General features: G+C 62.3%; 18 protein-coding genes and 1 tRNA gene. 14 read left to right on the top strand and 5 right to left on the bottom strand.

Annotated elements, in window-relative coordinates; all coding sequences use genetic code 11:
• Positions 1-84: 84 nt before the first annotated feature.
• Positions 85-957, bottom strand: a complete 873-nt coding sequence (galU, locus tag PB2503_RS01330; RefSeq protein WP_041534850.1) for a UTP--glucose-1-phosphate uridylyltransferase GalU — start codon at positions 955-957, stop codon at positions 85-87.
• A gap of 192 nt (positions 958-1,149) precedes the next feature.
• On the opposite strand from galU, the gene PB2503_RS01325 reads away from it, so the two are divergent.
• From PB2503_RS01325 to PB2503_RS01300, 6 genes are all read left to right on the top strand, one after another.
• A complete protein-coding gene (locus PB2503_RS01325; protein WP_013299411.1) occupies positions 1,150-2,451 on the top strand; it encodes a class I SAM-dependent methyltransferase in 1,302 nt (433 codons plus the stop codon).
• 96 nt (positions 2,452-2,547) lie between these two features.
• Positions 2,548-3,366 (top strand): TIGR00282 family metallophosphoesterase, encoded by an 819-nt coding sequence (locus PB2503_RS01320; protein WP_013299410.1) that lies wholly within the window; start codon positions 2,548-2,550, stop codon positions 3,364-3,366.
• 46 nt (positions 3,367-3,412) lie between these two features.
• Positions 3,413-3,871, top strand: coding sequence for a preQ(1) synthase (gene queF, locus PB2503_RS01315; protein WP_013299409.1), 459 nt, complete (start codon positions 3,413-3,415; stop codon positions 3,869-3,871).
• Positions 3,872-3,888: 17 nt separating this feature from the next.
• The gene (locus PB2503_RS01310; protein WP_013299408.1) at positions 3,889-4,497 is read left to right on the top strand and encodes an NUDIX domain-containing protein; all 609 of its coding nucleotides are present in this window, start codon (positions 3,889-3,891) and stop codon (positions 4,495-4,497) included.
• A gap of 9 nt (positions 4,498-4,506) precedes the next feature.
• Entirely contained in the window at positions 4,507-5,322 is an 816-nt protein-coding gene (gene cysE / locus PB2503_RS01305) for a serine O-acetyltransferase (protein WP_013299407.1), read from the top strand.
• A gap of 76 nt (positions 5,323-5,398) precedes the next feature.
• Complete coding sequence (locus PB2503_RS01300) at positions 5,399-6,109, top strand: SIMPL domain-containing protein (RefSeq protein WP_013299406.1); 711 nt, start codon at positions 5,399-5,401, stop codon at positions 6,107-6,109.
• A 119-nt stretch (positions 6,110-6,228) separates the two neighbouring features.
• Here the strand turns inward: PB2503_RS01300 and PB2503_RS01295 are convergent, their stop codons facing one another.
• Positions 6,229-6,981 carry an enoyl-CoA hydratase-related protein gene (locus PB2503_RS01295; RefSeq protein ID WP_013299405.1) on the bottom strand — a complete coding sequence of 251 codons (753 nt, stop codon included), beginning with the start codon at positions 6,979-6,981 and terminating at the stop codon, positions 6,229-6,231.
• A 63-nt stretch (positions 6,982-7,044) separates the two neighbouring features.
• Between PB2503_RS01295 and PB2503_RS01290 the strand changes: the two genes are divergently transcribed.
• On the top strand, positions 7,045-7,758 hold the full coding sequence (locus PB2503_RS01290; RefSeq protein ID WP_013299404.1) for a type 1 glutamine amidotransferase: 714 nt from the start codon (positions 7,045-7,047) through the stop codon (positions 7,756-7,758).
• Positions 7,759-7,920: 162 nt separating this feature from the next.
• Positions 7,921-8,679: a transglutaminase-like domain-containing protein gene (locus tag PB2503_RS01285; RefSeq protein WP_158305810.1), complete on the top strand. Its 759-nt coding sequence runs from the start codon at positions 7,921-7,923 to the stop codon at positions 8,677-8,679.
• Positions 8,680-8,716: 37 nt separating this feature from the next.
• On the opposite strand, the gene PB2503_RS01280 is transcribed toward PB2503_RS01285, so the two are convergent.
• Positions 8,717-9,133 carry a Fur family transcriptional regulator gene (locus PB2503_RS01280; protein ID WP_013299402.1) on the bottom strand — a complete coding sequence of 139 codons (417 nt, stop codon included), beginning with the start codon at positions 9,131-9,133 and terminating at the stop codon, positions 8,717-8,719.
• Between the two features lie 167 nt (positions 9,134-9,300).
• Here PB2503_RS01280 and PB2503_RS01275 point away from each other — a divergent pair, with 167 nt between their 5' ends.
• Positions 9,301-9,969 (top strand): DsbA family oxidoreductase, encoded by a 669-nt coding sequence (locus tag PB2503_RS01275; protein ID WP_041535101.1) that lies wholly within the window; start codon positions 9,301-9,303, stop codon positions 9,967-9,969.
• Between the two features lie 71 nt (positions 9,970-10,040).
• The gene (locus PB2503_RS01270) at positions 10,041-11,273 is read left to right on the top strand and encodes a RecQ family ATP-dependent DNA helicase (RefSeq protein WP_013299400.1); all 1,233 of its coding nucleotides are present in this window, start codon (positions 10,041-10,043) and stop codon (positions 11,271-11,273) included.
• A gap of 20 nt (positions 11,274-11,293) precedes the next feature.
• Here PB2503_RS01270 and PB2503_RS01265 read toward each other — a convergent pair whose 3' ends face one another.
• Positions 11,294-11,605 carry a hypothetical protein gene (locus PB2503_RS01265; RefSeq protein ID WP_013299399.1) on the bottom strand — a complete coding sequence of 104 codons (312 nt, stop codon included), beginning with the start codon at positions 11,603-11,605 and terminating at the stop codon, positions 11,294-11,296.
• Positions 11,606-11,762: 157 nt separating this feature from the next.
• Here PB2503_RS01265 and recJ point away from each other — a divergent pair, with 157 nt between their 5' ends.
• The 4 genes from recJ to PB2503_RS01245 all read left to right on the top strand — a co-directional run bounded on the left by recJ (position 11,763) and on the right by PB2503_RS01245 (position 15,193).
• The gene (recJ, locus tag PB2503_RS01260) at positions 11,763-13,595 is read left to right on the top strand and encodes a single-stranded-DNA-specific exonuclease RecJ (RefSeq protein WP_013299398.1); all 1,833 of its coding nucleotides are present in this window, start codon (positions 11,763-11,765) and stop codon (positions 13,593-13,595) included.
• Between the two features lie 103 nt (positions 13,596-13,698).
• A tRNA-Glu gene (locus PB2503_RS01255) sits at positions 13,699-13,773 on the top strand.
• Positions 13,774-14,010: 237 nt separating this feature from the next.
• The gene (locus PB2503_RS01250; protein WP_013299397.1) at positions 14,011-14,583 is read left to right on the top strand and encodes a porin family protein; all 573 of its coding nucleotides are present in this window, start codon (positions 14,011-14,013) and stop codon (positions 14,581-14,583) included.
• A 55-nt stretch (positions 14,584-14,638) separates the two neighbouring features.
• The gene (locus tag PB2503_RS01245; protein ID WP_013299396.1) at positions 14,639-15,193 is read left to right on the top strand and encodes a porin family protein; all 555 of its coding nucleotides are present in this window, start codon (positions 14,639-14,641) and stop codon (positions 15,191-15,193) included.
• A 104-nt stretch (positions 15,194-15,297) separates the two neighbouring features.
• On the opposite strand, the gene PB2503_RS01240 is transcribed toward PB2503_RS01245, so the two are convergent.
• The gene (locus PB2503_RS01240; protein WP_013299395.1) at positions 15,298-17,136 is read right to left on the bottom strand and encodes an ABC-F family ATP-binding cassette domain-containing protein; all 1,839 of its coding nucleotides are present in this window, start codon (positions 17,134-17,136) and stop codon (positions 15,298-15,300) included.
• Between the last annotated feature and the right edge of the window lie 65 nt (positions 17,137-17,201).

Here is a 17,201-nt window from a genome sequence, read left to right as displayed (position 1 = left end):
TTGTCTCGCTATGACTTGTCTCGTTGACAGAAGACAGGGGCGCCATCCCTCAAGATAGCGCCGCCTTATCCCGACAGATGCTGCTCAGGCGATGCGATCGCTGACCCAGCTCTTGAGGTCGGCCCCTAACTCATCATTTTCGAGAGCGTAGGCGATATTCGCCTTAAGAAAGCCGAGTTTCGATCCGCAATCGTGGCTCTCCCCTTCATATTGGAAGGCGAAGAAGGGCTGCTGATCCATCAGCGTTGCCATGGCATCGGTGAGCTGGATCTCGCCGCCGGCGCCTTTGCCCGTCTTTTCGAGGATCGAGAAAACTTCCGGCTGAAGGATATAGCGGCCCATGATCGACATATTCGATGGGGCGGCGCTGGCCTCCGGCTTCTCGACCATGCCCTCCATCTCAAACAGCGCCCCATCGATCTCACCCTTTGGCGCAACGATGCCGTATTTGTGGACGAGATCTTCGGGCACCGCTTCGACGGCGACAAGGTTCCGCCCGTCCTCATATTGGTCGACCATCTGCGCCAGGCATCCGCGCGGCCCCTGGACGATGACGTCGGGCAGCAAAATGGCGAAGGGCTCATCGCCGACAATATCCCGTGCGCACCAGATGGCGTGACCGAGACCCTTTGGTGCTTGCTGACGGGTGAATGAGGAGGCGCCCGGTGCCAGCAGAGAGGACATGGTGTCCTCCAGGATCGCTGTTTTTTTCTTCGCTTCGAGCGCCTGCTCTAGCTCCACCGCGTGATCGAAATAATCCTCGATGGCGCCTTTCCCGCGCCCTGTGACGAAGACGAGATGCTCGATCCCCGCCTCTTTTGCTTCGTCCGCGATATAATGGATCAGAGGACGGTCAACGACGGTCAGCAATTCTTTTGCGACGGCCTTCGTCGCCGGCAGCATGCGCGTACCATGGCCCGCCACGGGAACCACTGCTTTGCGAATTTTTCCAGCCATGCTCTCTCCACCTCCATGAACGCTGAGCTTGTTGGGTCGTATCCAACCTTGGGGCCTTCTAGCAAGCCGCAGGCCGTCGGACACACATGACCTCTTAACCTCAGCGAACAGAGCCTAAACGCGCGTTTCATCCGGACTTAACTGAGATGCGTCATAGAAGAGGGACGACCATACGGAGATCGGCGTCGTCTTATGCGTTCGGAGTTTCAATCTTCCTGCCGTCTGTGTGGCGGTCACGAGCTCACCCCTGCCTTTACCCTCGACCATGAGAATGCGTGGGTATTTTGCGGCACGATGGGCGGTGACAATGGCTGTGGCCTCTTGCAGCGGGCAACCTATGGTCAGGATGGGGGATATGGTCGGAGCACAGAGCTTTCCTGGACGGAGCAATGTCGGCTGAAGGACGTGGTGTCCGGCGCGCTGGAGATGATGTCGAGCCGTGAGGGGATGGCTCTCGATATCGGCTGCGGCGCGGGGCACGTTCTGGCGGCCTATCCCCGCTGGTTTTTACCCGTCGGGACCGAGGCGGCGCTGGAGCGTACCGGACAGGCCGATTGGGGCATCGGGATCAAGGGGCATTTCTTAGAAGCCGAAACCCAAGAAAATCTTCGCGCCGCGGCTGGGGATCGTGGATTCGATATCATTTCCTCCGTGGGCTATCTTGAAACCATCAACGATCCACGGGCCCTCTTCGAAACGGTGAAGACCTATCTCGTCGAAGACGGCGTGTTCGTCGTCGAGACCAGTTATTCGGCTCTCGCTTTGACCCGTACGCTGAGCAGTGCCTTCCATATCGGCGCCAACGCGATCTATGGTCTCGCCACATTGCAACGCTTGGCGAGTGAAACCGGGTTTCGCATCATACGTGGATCGATGTCCGAGCGGGCGGCGGGGTCCCTGCGGGTGACGTTGGCCCATGACCATTATCGCGGGCATGATTATGGCCCCTGGCTCGACAGCTTGGCGCGGCTTTGGGACGAGGAGGCGGCCTTGTCCCTTGGGACCGGACAGGCCTTTCACGCCTATTCAAGTCGGCTCGCCCAGCGTCACCGGGAGATCGCCAGCTTCAAGGACTCCCTGATCCGTGCCGACGAGCATGCCTATGTGCTGGGGACCTGCGCCCCAAGCTTTGCAGTCCTCTCTGCGGCGGATATCGGCTATGATGTGATTTCGGCGCATATCGGATCCGATCCGCAGGAAGGATTTCCCGAGATCATCACCCTCGAACAGGCGAAATCCGCCCCGGCGGACGTGCTGATTGCCCCGTCCTGGCGTCGCCGTGAGACCCTTGAGCAATGGTACGATCAGATCATGGGGGGCATGCGGCTGGTCTTCCTCGAGCCTGACTTTTTGGTCGTCGATCGCAGTAATTACGCCACAGAGCTCGGCCGTGCCCTCGCCGTCACCGATGGGCCGGGCAGCGTCGACACGCTGCGGGCTGCGCTTGCGGCGATGCGCGGCCCCGCCTTGCGTCTCGTCTCTCACTCAGCCTAAGCCGGTCTCTAACTGAGATCACAGTGTCGCAAGTCGCTGTGGCACGATTAGAGGGCGGAGGTGTTTGCCTTTTGAGTGAGTGCGAATGAGGCGGACATGCGGTTAGGATTTTTGGGGGACGTCATGGGGCGGGCCGGCCGCAATGCCGTTCTCGACAATATCGGTCATCTCAAATCCTCCCTTGGGATCGATTTCCTCATCATCAATGTCGAAAATGCCGCCGGTGGATTTGGGATCACGACCGCCCTGGTCAATGATTTCATGGATGCCGGCGCCGATTGCCTGACGACGGGCAATCATGCCTTCGATCAACGGGACGACCTTGGGGTATTTGAGACCGAGCCGGCGATGATCCGCCCCGCCAATTATCCCTCTTCCTGTCCGGGCCGGGGGGCGGCGCTCCTTGCCGGAGGCGGCGAGTTACAGGTGCTGGTGGTGCAGGTGCTGGGCCAGCGCTTTATGAATCCGATCGACGATCCGGTCAGCGCCATCGAGCGCGAACTCGATGGATTAGTGCTCGGCCAGGATGCCGATGCGATCGTGATCGATGTGCATGCCGAGGCCTCAAGCGAGAAATACGCCCTCGGCCATTATTTGGATGGCAGGGTCACCGCGGTCGTCGGTAGCCATACCCATGTGCCCACCGCCGATTTCCAGGTGCTCCCCGGCGGGACGGCCTTTCACAGCGATGCCGGCATGTGCGGCGATTATGACAGTGTGATCGGGATGGAGAAAGCCGGGCCCGTGGAGAGCATGGTCAGCAAGATGCGTTCCGGCAGAATGGTGCCCGCCTCGGGGCCGGCGACGATTTGCGGGACGGTGATTGATAGCGACCCCAAAACGGGGCTCGCGCAGGCGGTCTATCCGTTGCGTCTTGGCGGTCGCCTTGCGGAAACACTGCCCCCCCGCCGATAAGAGCGCGGTGCTTGTCAGCCCGGCTCGAACCCGTCACAGCCCCGCCATGACTGACGTTCCTTCTCCCCAATTCCTCGGCCAGCCGAGCGCTGCGCCGTCCCATCCCGATGCGGCCCGCCTTGATCCGGTGCCCAATCCTCACCCGGACGCGCTCTATCTCACACGGTTCGTTGTGCCGGAATTCACGTCCCTCTGTCCCGTGACGGGCCAGCCGGACTTTGCCCATCTCGTGATCGACTATGCGCCGGAGGCGCATCTGGTCGAATCGAAGTCTCTGAAGCTCCTGATGACCAGCTACCGCAATCATGGCGCTTTTCACGAAGATTGCACCGTCGATATTGCGAAGCGCATTGTGGCGGCGATAGCACCCCGCTGGCTGCGGATTTCGGGCTATTGGTATCCAAGGGGCGGGATCCCGATCGATGTGGTCTATCAGACCGGCCCCCCGCCGTCGGCACTCTATGTCCCCGAAACCGGCGTGCCGCCCTATCGCGGACGGGGATGAGCAAGGAGGAGCATAGGATGGAGGAGGTCAACGGTCCCTGGCGGATCACCGCTCGGCATACGGCCTATGAGACACCTTGGATTCGGATCGAACACCACGACGTTGTCCGGCCGGACGGCGCCGACAGCGTTTATGGGGTGGTCCGGTTCAAAAACCTCGCCACGGGGGTCCTGCCGCTGTTCGCCGATGGGACCACCATTCTCGTCGGGCAGCATCGGTTTCCGTTCAACACATATTCCTGGGAACTCCCCGAAGGCGGGGCCCCGGCGGGGGAGGCGCCCCACGCCGCCGCGCTGCGGGAACTCGAAGAGGAAGCGGGCCTGGTTGCCCGGCACTGGACGGAACTCGGTCAAGTGGATTTGTCCAATTCAGTGAGCGACGAGCGCGCTTTCTTCTTCTTGGCCTGGGAGTTGGGGCAGGGAAAGACCGCGCCCGACCCTGACGAAGTCCTTGAAACAAAGCGGGTTCCTCTCGCCGAGGTGATCCAAATGTGCCTTGCGGGCGAGATCAGAGACAGTCTGACCCATCTCATGATCCTCACCGCCGTGACGAAAGCCCGTCTCAATCGCTTGCCGACGCCCCCCCAAGACCTCATCTTGGCGGCGTTGGACGAGCTGTCGTCCTAGGAGAGCAATATGGCGCCCCATCCTCATCCCCCCGTGCCCGCGACCCTTTACACGATCGACCGGAATACGGTCTGGTCACGCATGCGGCTGGAGGCCGCCACGGCGGCGGCCCAGGAACCGGCGATCGCCTCTTTCCTCAATGCCTCTCTTCTTCACCACGACACGATTGAGGCGGCGTTGAGCTATCGGTTGGCTGAGAAACTCTCGGACGGAGAGATGAAGGCGATGCTCTGGCGCGAAGTGGCCATGGATGCCTATCAGGATAAGCCGCAAATTGTCGCCGCGGCGCTGTCGGATCTTTTGGCCTATTTCGACCGCGACCCTGCTTGCCGGCAATATTCCCATCCGTTTTTGTATCTGAAAGGGTTTCACGCCCTGCAGAGCTACCGGATTGCCAACTGGCTGTGGGGACAGGGGCGGGAAGCGTTGGCCCATTATCTCCAGTCGCGGATCAGTGAGCTCTACAATATCGACATCCACCCGGCTGCAAGATTGGGGGAGAGCCTGTTCTTCGACCATGCCAGCGGCATCGTGATCGGTGAGACCGCCGTCATCGCCGACGAGGTCAGTGTCCTGCACAATGTCACCCTTGGCGGGACCGGCAAGGAGACCGGTGACCGGCATCCGAAGATTGGCCGCGGTGTGCTGATCTCCGCCGGGGCAAAAATACTCGGCAATATCGAGGTGGGAGAGGGCGCGAAGATCGCCGCCGGTTCCGTCGTGCTGCATTCGGTGAAACCCTTTTGCACGGTGGCCGGGGTTCCCGCCGTCCCCGTTGGGGCCTGTGCCAAGGCAGCGGGCGGCGAGATGGATCAGCATATTTGATCGATCGACCGCATTGAGGTCTTTGGTTCGCCCCAATTGCCGCCTAGAGGGCCGACTATCTCTAGGAGGATATTCGATGCGCGCATTTTGGCTTCTCGCTTTCGCCCCCCTGACCCTCGCTGCTTGCGGCGAGGCGCCGGACACCGATCAGCCACGGACGATCATGGCTCGCGGCATAGGCGAGGTGACTGCCGCCCCTGATCAGGCCTCCCTTCGCTTCGCCGTTGAAAGTCGAGCGGAAACGGCGGCGGCGGCGATGGACACCAATGCCGAGGCCATGACCGCGGTGCGGGATGCGTTGAGATCGGTGGGCGTCGATCGGCGAGATATGCAGACGTCAGGGTTCTCTCTGCTGCCACTCTACGAAAACGAGTCCGAGCGGCGCAGTCAGGGGCGCGATTACCCCGCCATCGTGGGGTACGAGGCTAGCAATGGGTTGATGGTGCGTCTTACCGAAGTCGAAAAGACCGGTGAGGCCATCGATGCGGCGATCCGCGCCGGTGCAAATCGTCTCGAAGACCTTGCCTTTGGTTTTGAGGACAGCACCGCGCTTGAGGACGAGGCGGAAACCCTCGCCATCGAGGATGCCCGCGCGACCGCCAAACGGATGGCCGAGGCTGCCGGGGTACGTCTTGGCGAGGTGATGTCGGTCTCGCTGTCGGGGTCTCCCCGGCCGCAGCCTGCCATGATGATGGAAATGCGGGCGATGCAAAGTACATCGACCCCTATCGAAGCGGGCGAAAGCCAATTGAGCGCCAGCGCGACCATCACCTATCGTCTTCGCTGAAGGTAGGTCTCCAACGGTCCTGCCCCAAGGGGGGCCCTTCCCCAAGGAGGAGGGCCCTTCCCAAGGGGATGGTATGTGAGCCCCCAAAGGGGATGGGAGGGGTGGGGCCTTGTGTGGCCTTACCCCTTTTTGCGCTGCATCATCGCCATGATGACGGATTTCATCTCGTCCGAGCTGAGGCGCTTGGCGAATTCCCGGAACTCGGTCTCCATATGGGCGAGCATGTCGTCGGTCTCATGGCACATCAGCGCCTTTGATTGGCGCATGGCCTCCCGCGGTTTTGCGGCGAGATCCTTGGCGAGGTCGAAGCCATAGTCTCGCACCGGCCCCTCGGTCACAACGGCGTTGACGAAGCCCATCTCATAGGCGCGCTGCGCCGGAACAGGTCGGGATAAGAGCAAGAACTCACTCGCCAATTGCCGACCGAGGCGCTTTGGCATGAGGTAGCTTGCGCCCCCTTCGGGCACGGCGGCGAGGTCGACGAAGGGGGTGTGGAAATAGGCCTCCGGCGCGGCAACGATCAGATCGCAGTGCAGCAAAAGCGTCGTGCCGATCCCGATTGCGGGGCCGGCGACGGCGGCGATTACTGGGACGGGGCAGCGGGCCGTTGCCTCGAGCAACCGCCAGACCGGCGGTTTGCTGCCATCGGCCGGCGGCGCGGTGACAAAGGCGGAGAGATCATTGCCCGCGGTGAAGATCTCATCACTGCCCTCGAACAGAACCGCCCCGATCTCCGGCATGTCGGGGACGCCTTCCATCGCTTCGGCGAGGGTGAGATACATCTCCTGGGTGAGAGCGTTCTTTTTGGTCTCCCGCGCAATCCGCAGGCGCAGAACGCCCTCTTCTTGCGTCATGATGATCTCTTCGGTCATCGACAGATCCTTCTTCGAGCTTTTAGGTGTGGCTTGGGCGTCGCGGTAAGGGAAGGCAAGACTGTGAAATTGCTGATTGCGGAGACCGGGGTTCCGCCGGCCCCTCTCCAAGACCGATTCCCGGGATATCCGACGATGATGGTGGAGATGCTGGGCCGTGCCGGTCTCGTCACCACCCCGAGCACGATCAAAACGCTTGAGGGGGAGCGGATCCCCCTTGCGCCTTCGGAAGAGGACGCGGCGTTGATCGTCACCGGCTCCCCGGCGGGGGTCTATGAGGATCATGAGTGGATCGGTCCGCTAACCGACGATATCAGACAATGGGCCAAGAGCGGTCGCCCGATGATCGGGATCTGTTTCGGTCATCAGATCATGGCCCATGCCTTTGGCGGGCGGGTCGAGCTTTCCGACCGCGGCTGGGGGGTGGGGGTCCATACATATGAGGTGATGGACGACATGCCGGGGGTCGAGGGGCACCGCCTGGCCTGTGCCGTGTCTCATAAGGACCAGGTCGTCCGCCTTCCCTCGGGGGCCGTCCGTCTTGGCGGCTCTCCCTTCTGTCCTAATGGGATTATTCGCTATGCGCAGGGGCGCTCCTTATCCTTACAGTTCCACCCGGAGTTCTCCCACGATTTTGCCCGTGCCCTGTTGGCCTGCCGGGCCGAGGACATTCCCGGGGATGTTGCGGCTTTCGGGCGGCGCAGTCTCGACAACCCATCCGATCGTGACCGGATAGGGGCCTTTCTCGCTGCGTTTTTGAAAGGGGAGATCGCGTGACCCCTCCCCGTAGGAGGGGCATAGGGTGCGCGTTCCCCTCTTAGGTGCACTGCCGCAAAATGACCTTATTTTGTCCTCTGGCTTTCCGTATTTGCCGCTTAATTGACTATAATGTTGATAAGAGGGGCTGGGCGCATGGCAGTGCGATTACGGCGAGGAGCCTTGTTTTATTTAGTGGTCGGGGGCGTGATGGCGTTGAGTGCCTGCGCCACAAGCCACTCCCAAGGGGGACCCAGCTTCCGCGATCCCGCCACGGCAAGGGCGGTGCGCGCCGCGGTCAGGCAAGAATATGGGCCGTCCGTTCGTGTCGTTTTCGAGGGGCCTATGGCGTTTCGCGTGAAAGGGGTGAGCAGCAAGGCGCAGTTCGAGGAGGTGGCCGAAACGGTGTGGTCGACCTTCGGGCTCGAAGAGGAATTAGACCAGGACCCCGATGGTGCCTGGCGACCTGATTATTACGGTCTGGCGGATCAGCATAGTGCGAAGCTTTATGCGTATAGCCGGGACCATATCGGCGCCGATCATGGGCGGGCCCTGGCCGCCGAGGTTCAGGCCCATCTCCAGCGTCAGATCCGCTACCGCATTCCCCGCGAGGGATTCCTGCCGCCCGATGAGGTCATCCGCCGGGGCTATGGCGATTGCGACAGCAAGGCGACCCTTGCGGCGGCGATGCTTCTCAGTCTCGACCCCCGGCTTGACCCGCACTTCGTCAGGCTTCCCTCAAAACGCCATGTGCTTCTGGCGGTCAGGGTGCCGGTCCAACGGGGGGATCACACCGTCAAGATCAACGGTCGGCGCTATGTTCTGATGGAAGTGGCGGGGGAGACCAGAAGCGGATTAGGTGATCTCCCTTGGGAATTTGCCTCGGCACTTGACGACGCCATCGTCCTTTATCCGGGAGACCGGTCACGCAGCCGTGTCTGACGGGAAGATCGGGGCAGCCCCCGTCATCGCGGCACGCTCAGCTCAGGCTACGGCACTCCGCGCAAATGCCGCGCAGTTCGACCCGGGCGGACGAGGCCTCAAAGCCGTTCTCGGTGCCGATCTTCGCGATACCCTGCCAATTAACAGAGGTCACTCGCTGTTCCTTGATTTCCGTCACCTTGGAGCATTCAGAGCACATGGTGAACATTTGGACCCGATGCGGTTGATCGTGATTACAGGCGACAAACGCATTCATGGCGTCGAGCTTATGCACCAATCCGCGTAATTCCAGTCGATCAAGGGCACGATAGACGGTCATCGGCGCCTTCACCCCCTTGTCCTTGAGCGCCGCCAGAAGCTCATAGGCCTTCATTGGTTCTTCCTCGCGGCCCAGAACCTCCAACACCAATCGCTCGTTCCGGGTCATCGCGTCTTCGGCCATCGCGCCCTGCATTCTCTGCCTGCCTCCCGTGCCCAGCCGTTTTTCGGCCGGTACAATTTTTTCTGTCTTAAAGTTTACAAATATCGCGTGTGATGAACAGGCCTCTCGTCAAACTAATCGGCTTGTATGAGTTGGCCATTTTCGCTGTGACGTCGGGGCGACAACCTCTGAGGCCCCTTGTGTCCACTCCCCGTCCCCAATTGACGATCGACGTCGTGTTGGACCTTGTCTGCCCTTGGTGTTTCATTGGTTTTCGCGGTCTTGACTGGGCTGCCATGGCCTTGTCCTTCGAATTCGATCTCGGTGTGCGTTTTCGCCCCTACCAGCTTGATCCCACCACGCCGGTTGCGGGACGAGACCGCGAAAGCGTATGGCAAGAGAAGTTTCCTGATTCCGAGATTCGCGCAAGGGTTGTGTCTGCCCTGCACGAGGCCATGGCGGATGTGGGCCTGTCCTTTGCCCTCGATCGGCCTGACCGTCTGCCCAACACGCTCGATGCCCACAGGGTCGTCCGCTGGGCGGGCCTTGAAGGGGGGGGGCGGGAGATGGTGGCGGCGCTGTTCGAGGCCTATTGGACGGAGGGGGCCGATATCTCACGACATGACGTCCTCGCCGCGGCGGCGGAGACAGCGGGACTTGGCGGCGCCGATATCGAGGCGCGTCTGGCCTCCGATGAAGATCGGGCGGACATCGCGCAGGAGATGAGCGAATTGCGGGCTGGCGGCGTCACGGGGGTGCCGACCTTTATCGTCAATGAGAAGGCCGGCTTCCCGGGCGCTCTGCCCAAGGCGGAGCTGCTGGCGGCGCTGCGCCAGCTCGCCGAGGAGACCACCGGTGGGGAGGGATAGAAGGCCTTGATCGGGCCCCCACGGACGAATCAGCTGATAACACCGATCCTAAGCTAACATGTGGATGTTCGATGGCGCAGCCTGCCGTTCAGTACGCGCCCCCACACGCCGATTCCCTCGAGGAGGGGCTGGCCGCCTTCGGAGTCGCCGCCTTTCGCCCCGGTCAGCGCCGGGTCATCGGGCATTTGATGCGGGGCGAGGACGTGCTCGCCTTGATGCCAACGGGGGCGGGGAAATCCCTTTGTTATCAACTCCCAGCTTATTTATTATCAGGGGTGGCGATTGTCGTCTCGCCGCTCATCGCGCTGATGGAAAACCAGGTCCAGTCGCTGCATGCGCGGGGCATCAGGGCGGGTATGATCCATTCGGGGCGGGATCGCGCCCAGAACATCGCCGACTGGACCGCTGCGCGGGAAGGACAGCTCGACCTCCTTTATATGAGCCCTGAGCGCTTGATGACCGGCCGCATGCTTTCGGCGCTGCGGTCGTTGCCTGTCACCTTGATTGCCGTCGACGAAGCCCATTGCATCAGCCAATGGGGCCATCAATTTCGCGCCGATTACCGCCAATTGGGCCAGTTACGAACGGTGTTTCCCAAGATCCCCATTGCGGCCTTCACGGCGACGGCGGACCGGGACACCGAGGCGGATATCAAGGCGGCGCTGTTCGGCGGGGAGGTTGCACGGGTTCGCCTTAGCCTCGACCGGCCGAACCTTTTTCTCGGTGTCCACGACAAAACGCCCCGGGATGGGAAGCTCCACAGCCTTCTGGCCTGGCATCGGGGGGAGAGCGGCATCGTCTATTGTCGAACCCGCCGCGGGACGGAGGCCGTGGCCCGGCAAATCGAGGCGAGCGGGCGTCGCGCCTTTGCCTATCATGCCGGACTGCCCGAGACCGAGCGGCTGGAGATCCTCAATGCCTTCACTGAGCGGCGGGGCCTCGTGATTGCGGCGACGGTCGCTTTCGGGATGGGAATCGACAAGCCCGATATCCGCTTTGTGATTCACCGCGATCTCCCCTCGAGCCTCGAAGCCTATTACCAGGAAATCGGGCGGGCCGGTCGCGATGGCGCCCCCGCAAAGGCGCATCTTCTCTACGGCCGGGGTGACGTCATTGCCCGTCGCCGGTTGATTGAGAACAGCGAAGCGGACTCCCTCGTCAAACAGGCGGAAACCCGTCGACTTGGCACCATGGTCGACTTCGCCGAGACGGTGGGGTGCCATCGCATGGCCCTGCTTGCCCATTTCGGCGAACGGTCCCCGGCCCCCTGCGGACGCTGTACAGGATGTCGCGAGGGCCGATAACGGCGCGCGATCCCTCGCCCTTATCTTGGAGATGGATCCCGGGGCTGGTCGGGGGACCGGTCATGCGGCCCAGGCGCGGCCGGGGGACGCCGCCGCCGCAAGACTTCTCTCAGGCCCCAGAGGGGGAGCACGATGACGGCGCCAAGGGCGATCAGGTTCAGTATCCGTAAGGCCCCTGACAGCCCTTCGTCGAACACTCTTTGTACAGCATCGCGCAGGGCGCTCCACAGGCCGCGCCAGAAGTCCAACGGATCGGCGCCGATAAAGGACAGCATCGCGCCGACGATCAGACAGGCAATGACGAGCTTGATAAGGGTTCGGAGGGAGATCATGCCGCGTTGTCGCGACTGCGGGGCGGATTGTCCATGGCGTGGGGAAAAGCGGGGGCGTGGGGAAACACGGGGGTGTGGGGAAAAGCGGGCATTTGGGGAAAAGCGGGGGGCGGCGGCCCCTTCCGGTGGAGCGTCGCAGGGCGCACATAAAGGAGGCATGTCGACAACTCCCTTGAGCTCCGACGATCACCTCGTCGAGACCGCCTTTCTCGGGGTCACCCGATCGGTGACGGGGCGGCGTTGGCGCCGCCGTGCCTTCGACGCGCGCGCCGCCGAGACGATTGCCCAGCGGCTGGACATAGATCCCTTGCTGAGCGAAGTGGTGGCGGCCCGCCAGGTAACGCCGGATCTGGCCGCCGCTTGGCTGTCCCCCCGGCTCCGCGATGATCTGCCCGACCCCTCCTGCCTCAAGGGGATGGATACCGCTGCGGCGCGCCTTGCCGATGCGATCATCGCCGGTGAAACCATTGGCCTTTTCGGGGACTTCGATGTCGATGGGACGACGTCCTCGGCCATCATGGCGCGCTATCTCCGCGCGGTGGGGGCCGCCCCGCTCATTCACCTGCCCAATCGTCAATCGGAGGGATATGGGCCCAACCTGCCCGCCTTCCTCGCGATGAAAGAGAAGGGGGCCTCGCTCATCGTCACCCTCGATTGCGGCGCTACGGCCCATGGCGTCTTGGCAGCCGCGGCAGAAGAGGGGCTCGAGGTCATCGTCGTGGATCATCACTTGATGTCCTTGCCTGCCCCGACGGCGGTGGCGGTGGTCAATCCCAACCGGCCCGATTGTCTGTCGGGATTGACGATGCTGTCGGCCGGGGGCGTCACCTTTTTGACGCTCGTGGCGCTCAATCGGACCTTACGCGAGCGCGGATTCTTCGCCGATCGGCCCCCCCCCGACCTCCTTCGACTGCTCGATCTCGTGGCGCTGAGCTTGGTGTGCGATGTCATGCCGCTGAAGGGCCTTGGGCGGACCCTGACCCGCCAGGGGCTTGCCCTTCTTGGGCATATCGAAGGAGCCGGGTCGGGCAATCAGGGGATCAGGGCCTTGGCCGCCGAGGCCGGGGCCAAAGGGCCGGCGGCGGCCGCCCATTTCGGTTATGCGATCGGCCCCCGTATCAATGCGGCCGGGCGCATCGGCCATGCCATGACGGCCTTCGACCTCCTTACCACCGACGATCCGGTCAAGGCGGCGGCCCTCGCGGCGGAGCTGTCCGATCTCAACGGTATTCGTCAGGGGGTCGAAGCCGCGGTCCTGGAGGAGGCGTGCAAAGCCGCGGAGGACCAGGGCGACCGCGACGCCCCCTTGCCCTTGGTTGTCGCCGGTGAGGGGTGGCATCCGGGGGTCATTGGTATCGTGGCCGGACGGCTCAAGGAACGCTTTGGCCGTCCCGCCCTCGTGATCTCCCTTGCGGGGGAGGAGGGAAAGGGATCGGGACGGTCCTTGCCGGGGGTCGATCTGGGGGCGGCCATCGGTGCTGCGGTGGAGGCGGGCCTCTTACTCGGTGGCGGCGGCCACCCCATGGCGGCGGGGTTGACGGTGCGGCGGGACGGGCTTGGCGAGCTGCGGGCGTTTCTGGACGCGCGTCTGGGCGAGGCCATTGCCGCGGCGCAGGCCGATCGTGTCCTCAGCCTCGACGGGATAGTCGCCCCCACGGGGATCACGCGCAGCCTCCATGACGGCCTGCTTCAGGCGGCTCCCTTTGGCAATGGCAATCCCGAGCCGCGTTTTGCCCTGGCCGATATATCTGTGCGGGAGCTGCGTGTTCTCAAGGACAAGCACATGGCCGTCACCCTGGCCGACGACACTGGAGGCCGGGCGCGCGGTATTGCCTTTGGTTGTGTCGGGCAGCCTCTCGGCGATCTCCTCGAGGCGGGCCGGGCCGGGCAGCGACTGCACCTGGCGGGCCGCATCAAGCCGGATGAGTATCGGGGCGGCAATGCCGCGCAGATTCACCTGGAGGATGGCGCGGTGGTGAAGGACGCTTGAGCCTTTAGAGGGCGACGCGCCGAACGCGGTTTGGGGGGCGGAAAACTATTGCAACGCCCCAGCGCGATGCTTATACGTCCGGTTCCGGCCCGGCGCCGTCCGCGGTCCCTTCGTCTATCGGTTAGGACGCCAGGTTTTCAACCTGGAAAGAGGGGTTCGATTCCCCTAGGGACTGCCACTTTTTTCTCCCTGGTATGTCCGTTGTCTGTTCCACTTTGGCACAAGCCAGGTGTTCGGTGGGCAAGATCTGGGATTTCTCAAAAACTTCGACGGAAAAAATAGAGAAAAGCCTTTCCTCGTCAGGGTTTTCCTTTCTAAATCGTTAATACTGGCACGGGAATTGAGTCGTTGCCGACAAGTTGCTGCCTTGCGTCCTTTTTTGGAAACACGGAGGCGGCAGGGAGGAAAAAAAGTCATGCGTTCAAAAGTCATGCGTTCACCATCTATCCTTGCAGGACTGGCTCTTGTGACCTTTGGTTCATCGGCCATTGCTGGATCATCGGCGGCTGCGCAATCCGTTACCGACAATTATGACGCCTATCTTGAGGCCGGTTATAGCTGGGCTGAGATAAATGGTCGGACCAATGATGCCGAATTCGGCGGCGTTGTGGCGCGTCTCGGGTTGAATTTCGGTCAGTTTCTGGCGCTCGAAGGGGAATCCGTCCTCGGCCTCGATGATGAGGAAGACGTCATTGCGGGCAGGGAGGTCGTGGTCAGCCAGGAATACTCCCTCGCCGGCTTCCTGCGGATTTCCTACCCCATCAGCGAGCGGCTGAGCGTCCATGCCCGCCTCGGCGGCGCGACCGTCGCCCTCAAGGCCGAAGCTGTTGGGTTTGAAGAGACCGAGAACGAAGAAGGCTTCGCTTATGGTATCGGGGCCAGTGTCGCGGTCCTCGATCCGTTCTATCTGCGGGCCGACTATGTTCGCTATGACATCGAAGATTCAGATACTGATCAATACACGCTGACCCTCGGGGCCAAGCTCTGATCAGATCGCCTGGATATGTGTCGGAATGGGTCCGGCACTAACATGAGAGTGCTCCATGAAATCCTTTGTCCTCTCTGCGCTCGCTTGCGGTGTTGCCGCCCTGCCGATGGTGGCGAGTGCGCAATATGCGGGCTCAACCCAACTCACCCGGTATGGAGAGCTGGGCCTTAATTTCCTCAGTATCGATATCGAAGACGACCTGCCCTTCATTTCGGAAGACAGTATCGATCTTGAAGTGCTGACGGGCCGGCTCGGCGCGGCCATCAGCCCTTACCTCTCGGTGGAGGGCGAGCTTTCCTTCGGTTTAGGAGACGATGAGGTCGCGGGCGTTGACGTCAATCTCAACTACGCCTTCGCCGGTTATCTTCGCGGGGAATATCCTCTATCTCCTGAATTTACGGTCTTCGGACGATTTGGCTTGATTCAGGCTGAGGTCGGTTTCGAAGCCGGTTCAATTGACGATACCGAAAGCGGCGGTGGGGTCGCCCTTGGTTTTGGTGGTGAATATCGTCTTCAGTCGAATTTCTATCTTCGCGCAGATTATACAAAATATGACATCGACGATCTTGATGGCGACAGTTTGACCGTGGCGGTTGGGTACGACTTTTAAGGCTTTATCCCGCCTGGGGGGATGAGAAGGTGGCTCGGCTTCGCCAGGGCCACCTTTTCTTTGGCGGGCCCCTGTCACGGCAGGGCCGCTCACGGCGAAAGGGATCACTCGGCCTCCGCCGCAAGGGCCTCTCGCCGCTCCTCCAGGGTCAACCATTGATCCTCCGCCTCACTCAGGGCCGCTTCCGCCGCGGCCAGGGCCGTTGAGGCTTTGTCGAAGGCCGAACGGTCTTTCGTAAAAAGAGACGGGTCATCGAGGGTCTTCTGAAGGGCGGCAATCTCCCCCTCCAGCGCCGCCATCTTCCCTGGCAATTGATCGAGGGCCAGTTGGTCCTTGTACGACAATTTTGATTGCCGCTGCGTTCGGCGATCGGCGGCGCCCTGTGCTGCGGCGTTGCTTGAGGCGCGGGAGGGTGTTGAAGAGGTGTCCACCGCCTCCGCAGCCCCGACACGCCGCTGTGCACGGATCATATCGTCATAGCCGCCGGCATAGAGGATCCATTGCCCATCGGCGGCAGGGGAGGGGGCGAGGATCGCCGTGACGATCCGGTCGAGGAAATCCCGGTCGTGGCTGACCAGCAGCAAGGTGCCGGTATAACTCGCCAGCGTGTCTTCGAGGACATCGAGGGTTTCGAGGTCGAGGTCGTTTGTCGGCTCGTCGAGGATCAATAAATTCGAGGGCTGGGCCAGGGCGATGGCGAGGGCCAATCGCCCACGCTCCCCGCCGGACAGGGCGCCGACGGGCTGGCGGGCCTGATCGGGGGTGAACAGGAAATCCTTGAGATAGCCCACAGCGTGCCGTTGTTCGCCGCCGACGGAAATGCTGTCTCCTCGGCCGCCGGTCAGGGCATCAAGCACGACGGTCCCGTCCTTCAACCCGGCGCGCTGCTGATCGAGGCCGATAATATCGAGCTTTGTGCCATGGGTGACACTGCCCTCGTCGGGGGCGAGGGCGCCCGTCAACAATTTGAGCAAGGTGGTTTTGCCCGCCCCGTTCGGCCCCACAATGCCGAGGCGATCCCCGCGGTGAAGCTTGAGATCCAGGCCCTCGACCAGCGATCGACCATCATAGCGGAAACAGAGCGCTGTCGTTTCGACGACTTTCTTTCCGCTGTCCTCGGCTTGGGCGGCCGTCATGGTCACACTGCCTTGGGGACGGGACAGGGTGCGTCGCTTTTCCCTCAAGGCGTGGAGATCGCCAAGGCGTCGGACATTGCGTTTCCGACGAGCCGTGACCCCGTAACGCAGCCAGTGTTCTTCGCGCACGATCTGGCGGGACAGTTTGTGCGCGTCGCGTTCCTCTTCGGCATAGACCTGATCCCTCCAGGCCTCGAAGCTGGAGAACCCTTCATCGAGGTTGCGGGTCACGCCCCGATCGATCCACACGGTCCGGGTCGTCAGTGTGGAGAGAAATCGGCGGTCGTGGCTGATCACAACCAAAGCTGCCCGGCTTCGGATCAGGCTCTCCTCAAGCCAGGTGATGGTGGGCAGGTCGAGGTGGTTGGTCGGCTCGTCGAGAAGTAAAAGATCGGGTCCCGGGGCCAGGGCACGGGCGATCGCCACCCGCCGGGCTTCACCGCCCGAGAGCCCCTTGGGCGAGCGTGTAGGGTCTAAGTCGAGCACCGCGAGCAGGCCGGGAATGGCCCCAGCCTCGTCGGCGGGGCCAAGACCGTCCCGGACCGCATCATCGATGCTGGCGAAGCCGGAGAGGTCGGGATCCTGCTCTAAATAGCGCAAGCTCACCCCGCCACGCACCGTCCGGTCGCCGCGATCGGCCTCCATCAGCCCGGCGGCTATCTTCAAAAAGGTCGACTTCCCCGTGCCGTTGCGGCCCACCACGGCGATGCGATCGCGCTCCCCGACTTGCAGGTCGGCGCCGGTGAAGAGATCCTTGCCGCCGAGGGACAGGTGGACATCGGAAAGGGTGAGGAGGGGAGCGGCCATAGGCTCACGGCCTTAGGCGCTGGACCGCCGGCCGAAAAGGCCCCCCGCCCTCAAGGGATTTGCAC

Source organism: Parvularcula bermudensis HTCC2503 (assembly GCF_000152825.2).
Taxonomy (GTDB): Bacteria; Pseudomonadota; Alphaproteobacteria; order Caulobacterales; family Parvularculaceae; genus Parvularcula; species Parvularcula bermudensis.
This window is presented reverse-complemented; position numbering and strand designations above follow the sequence as displayed.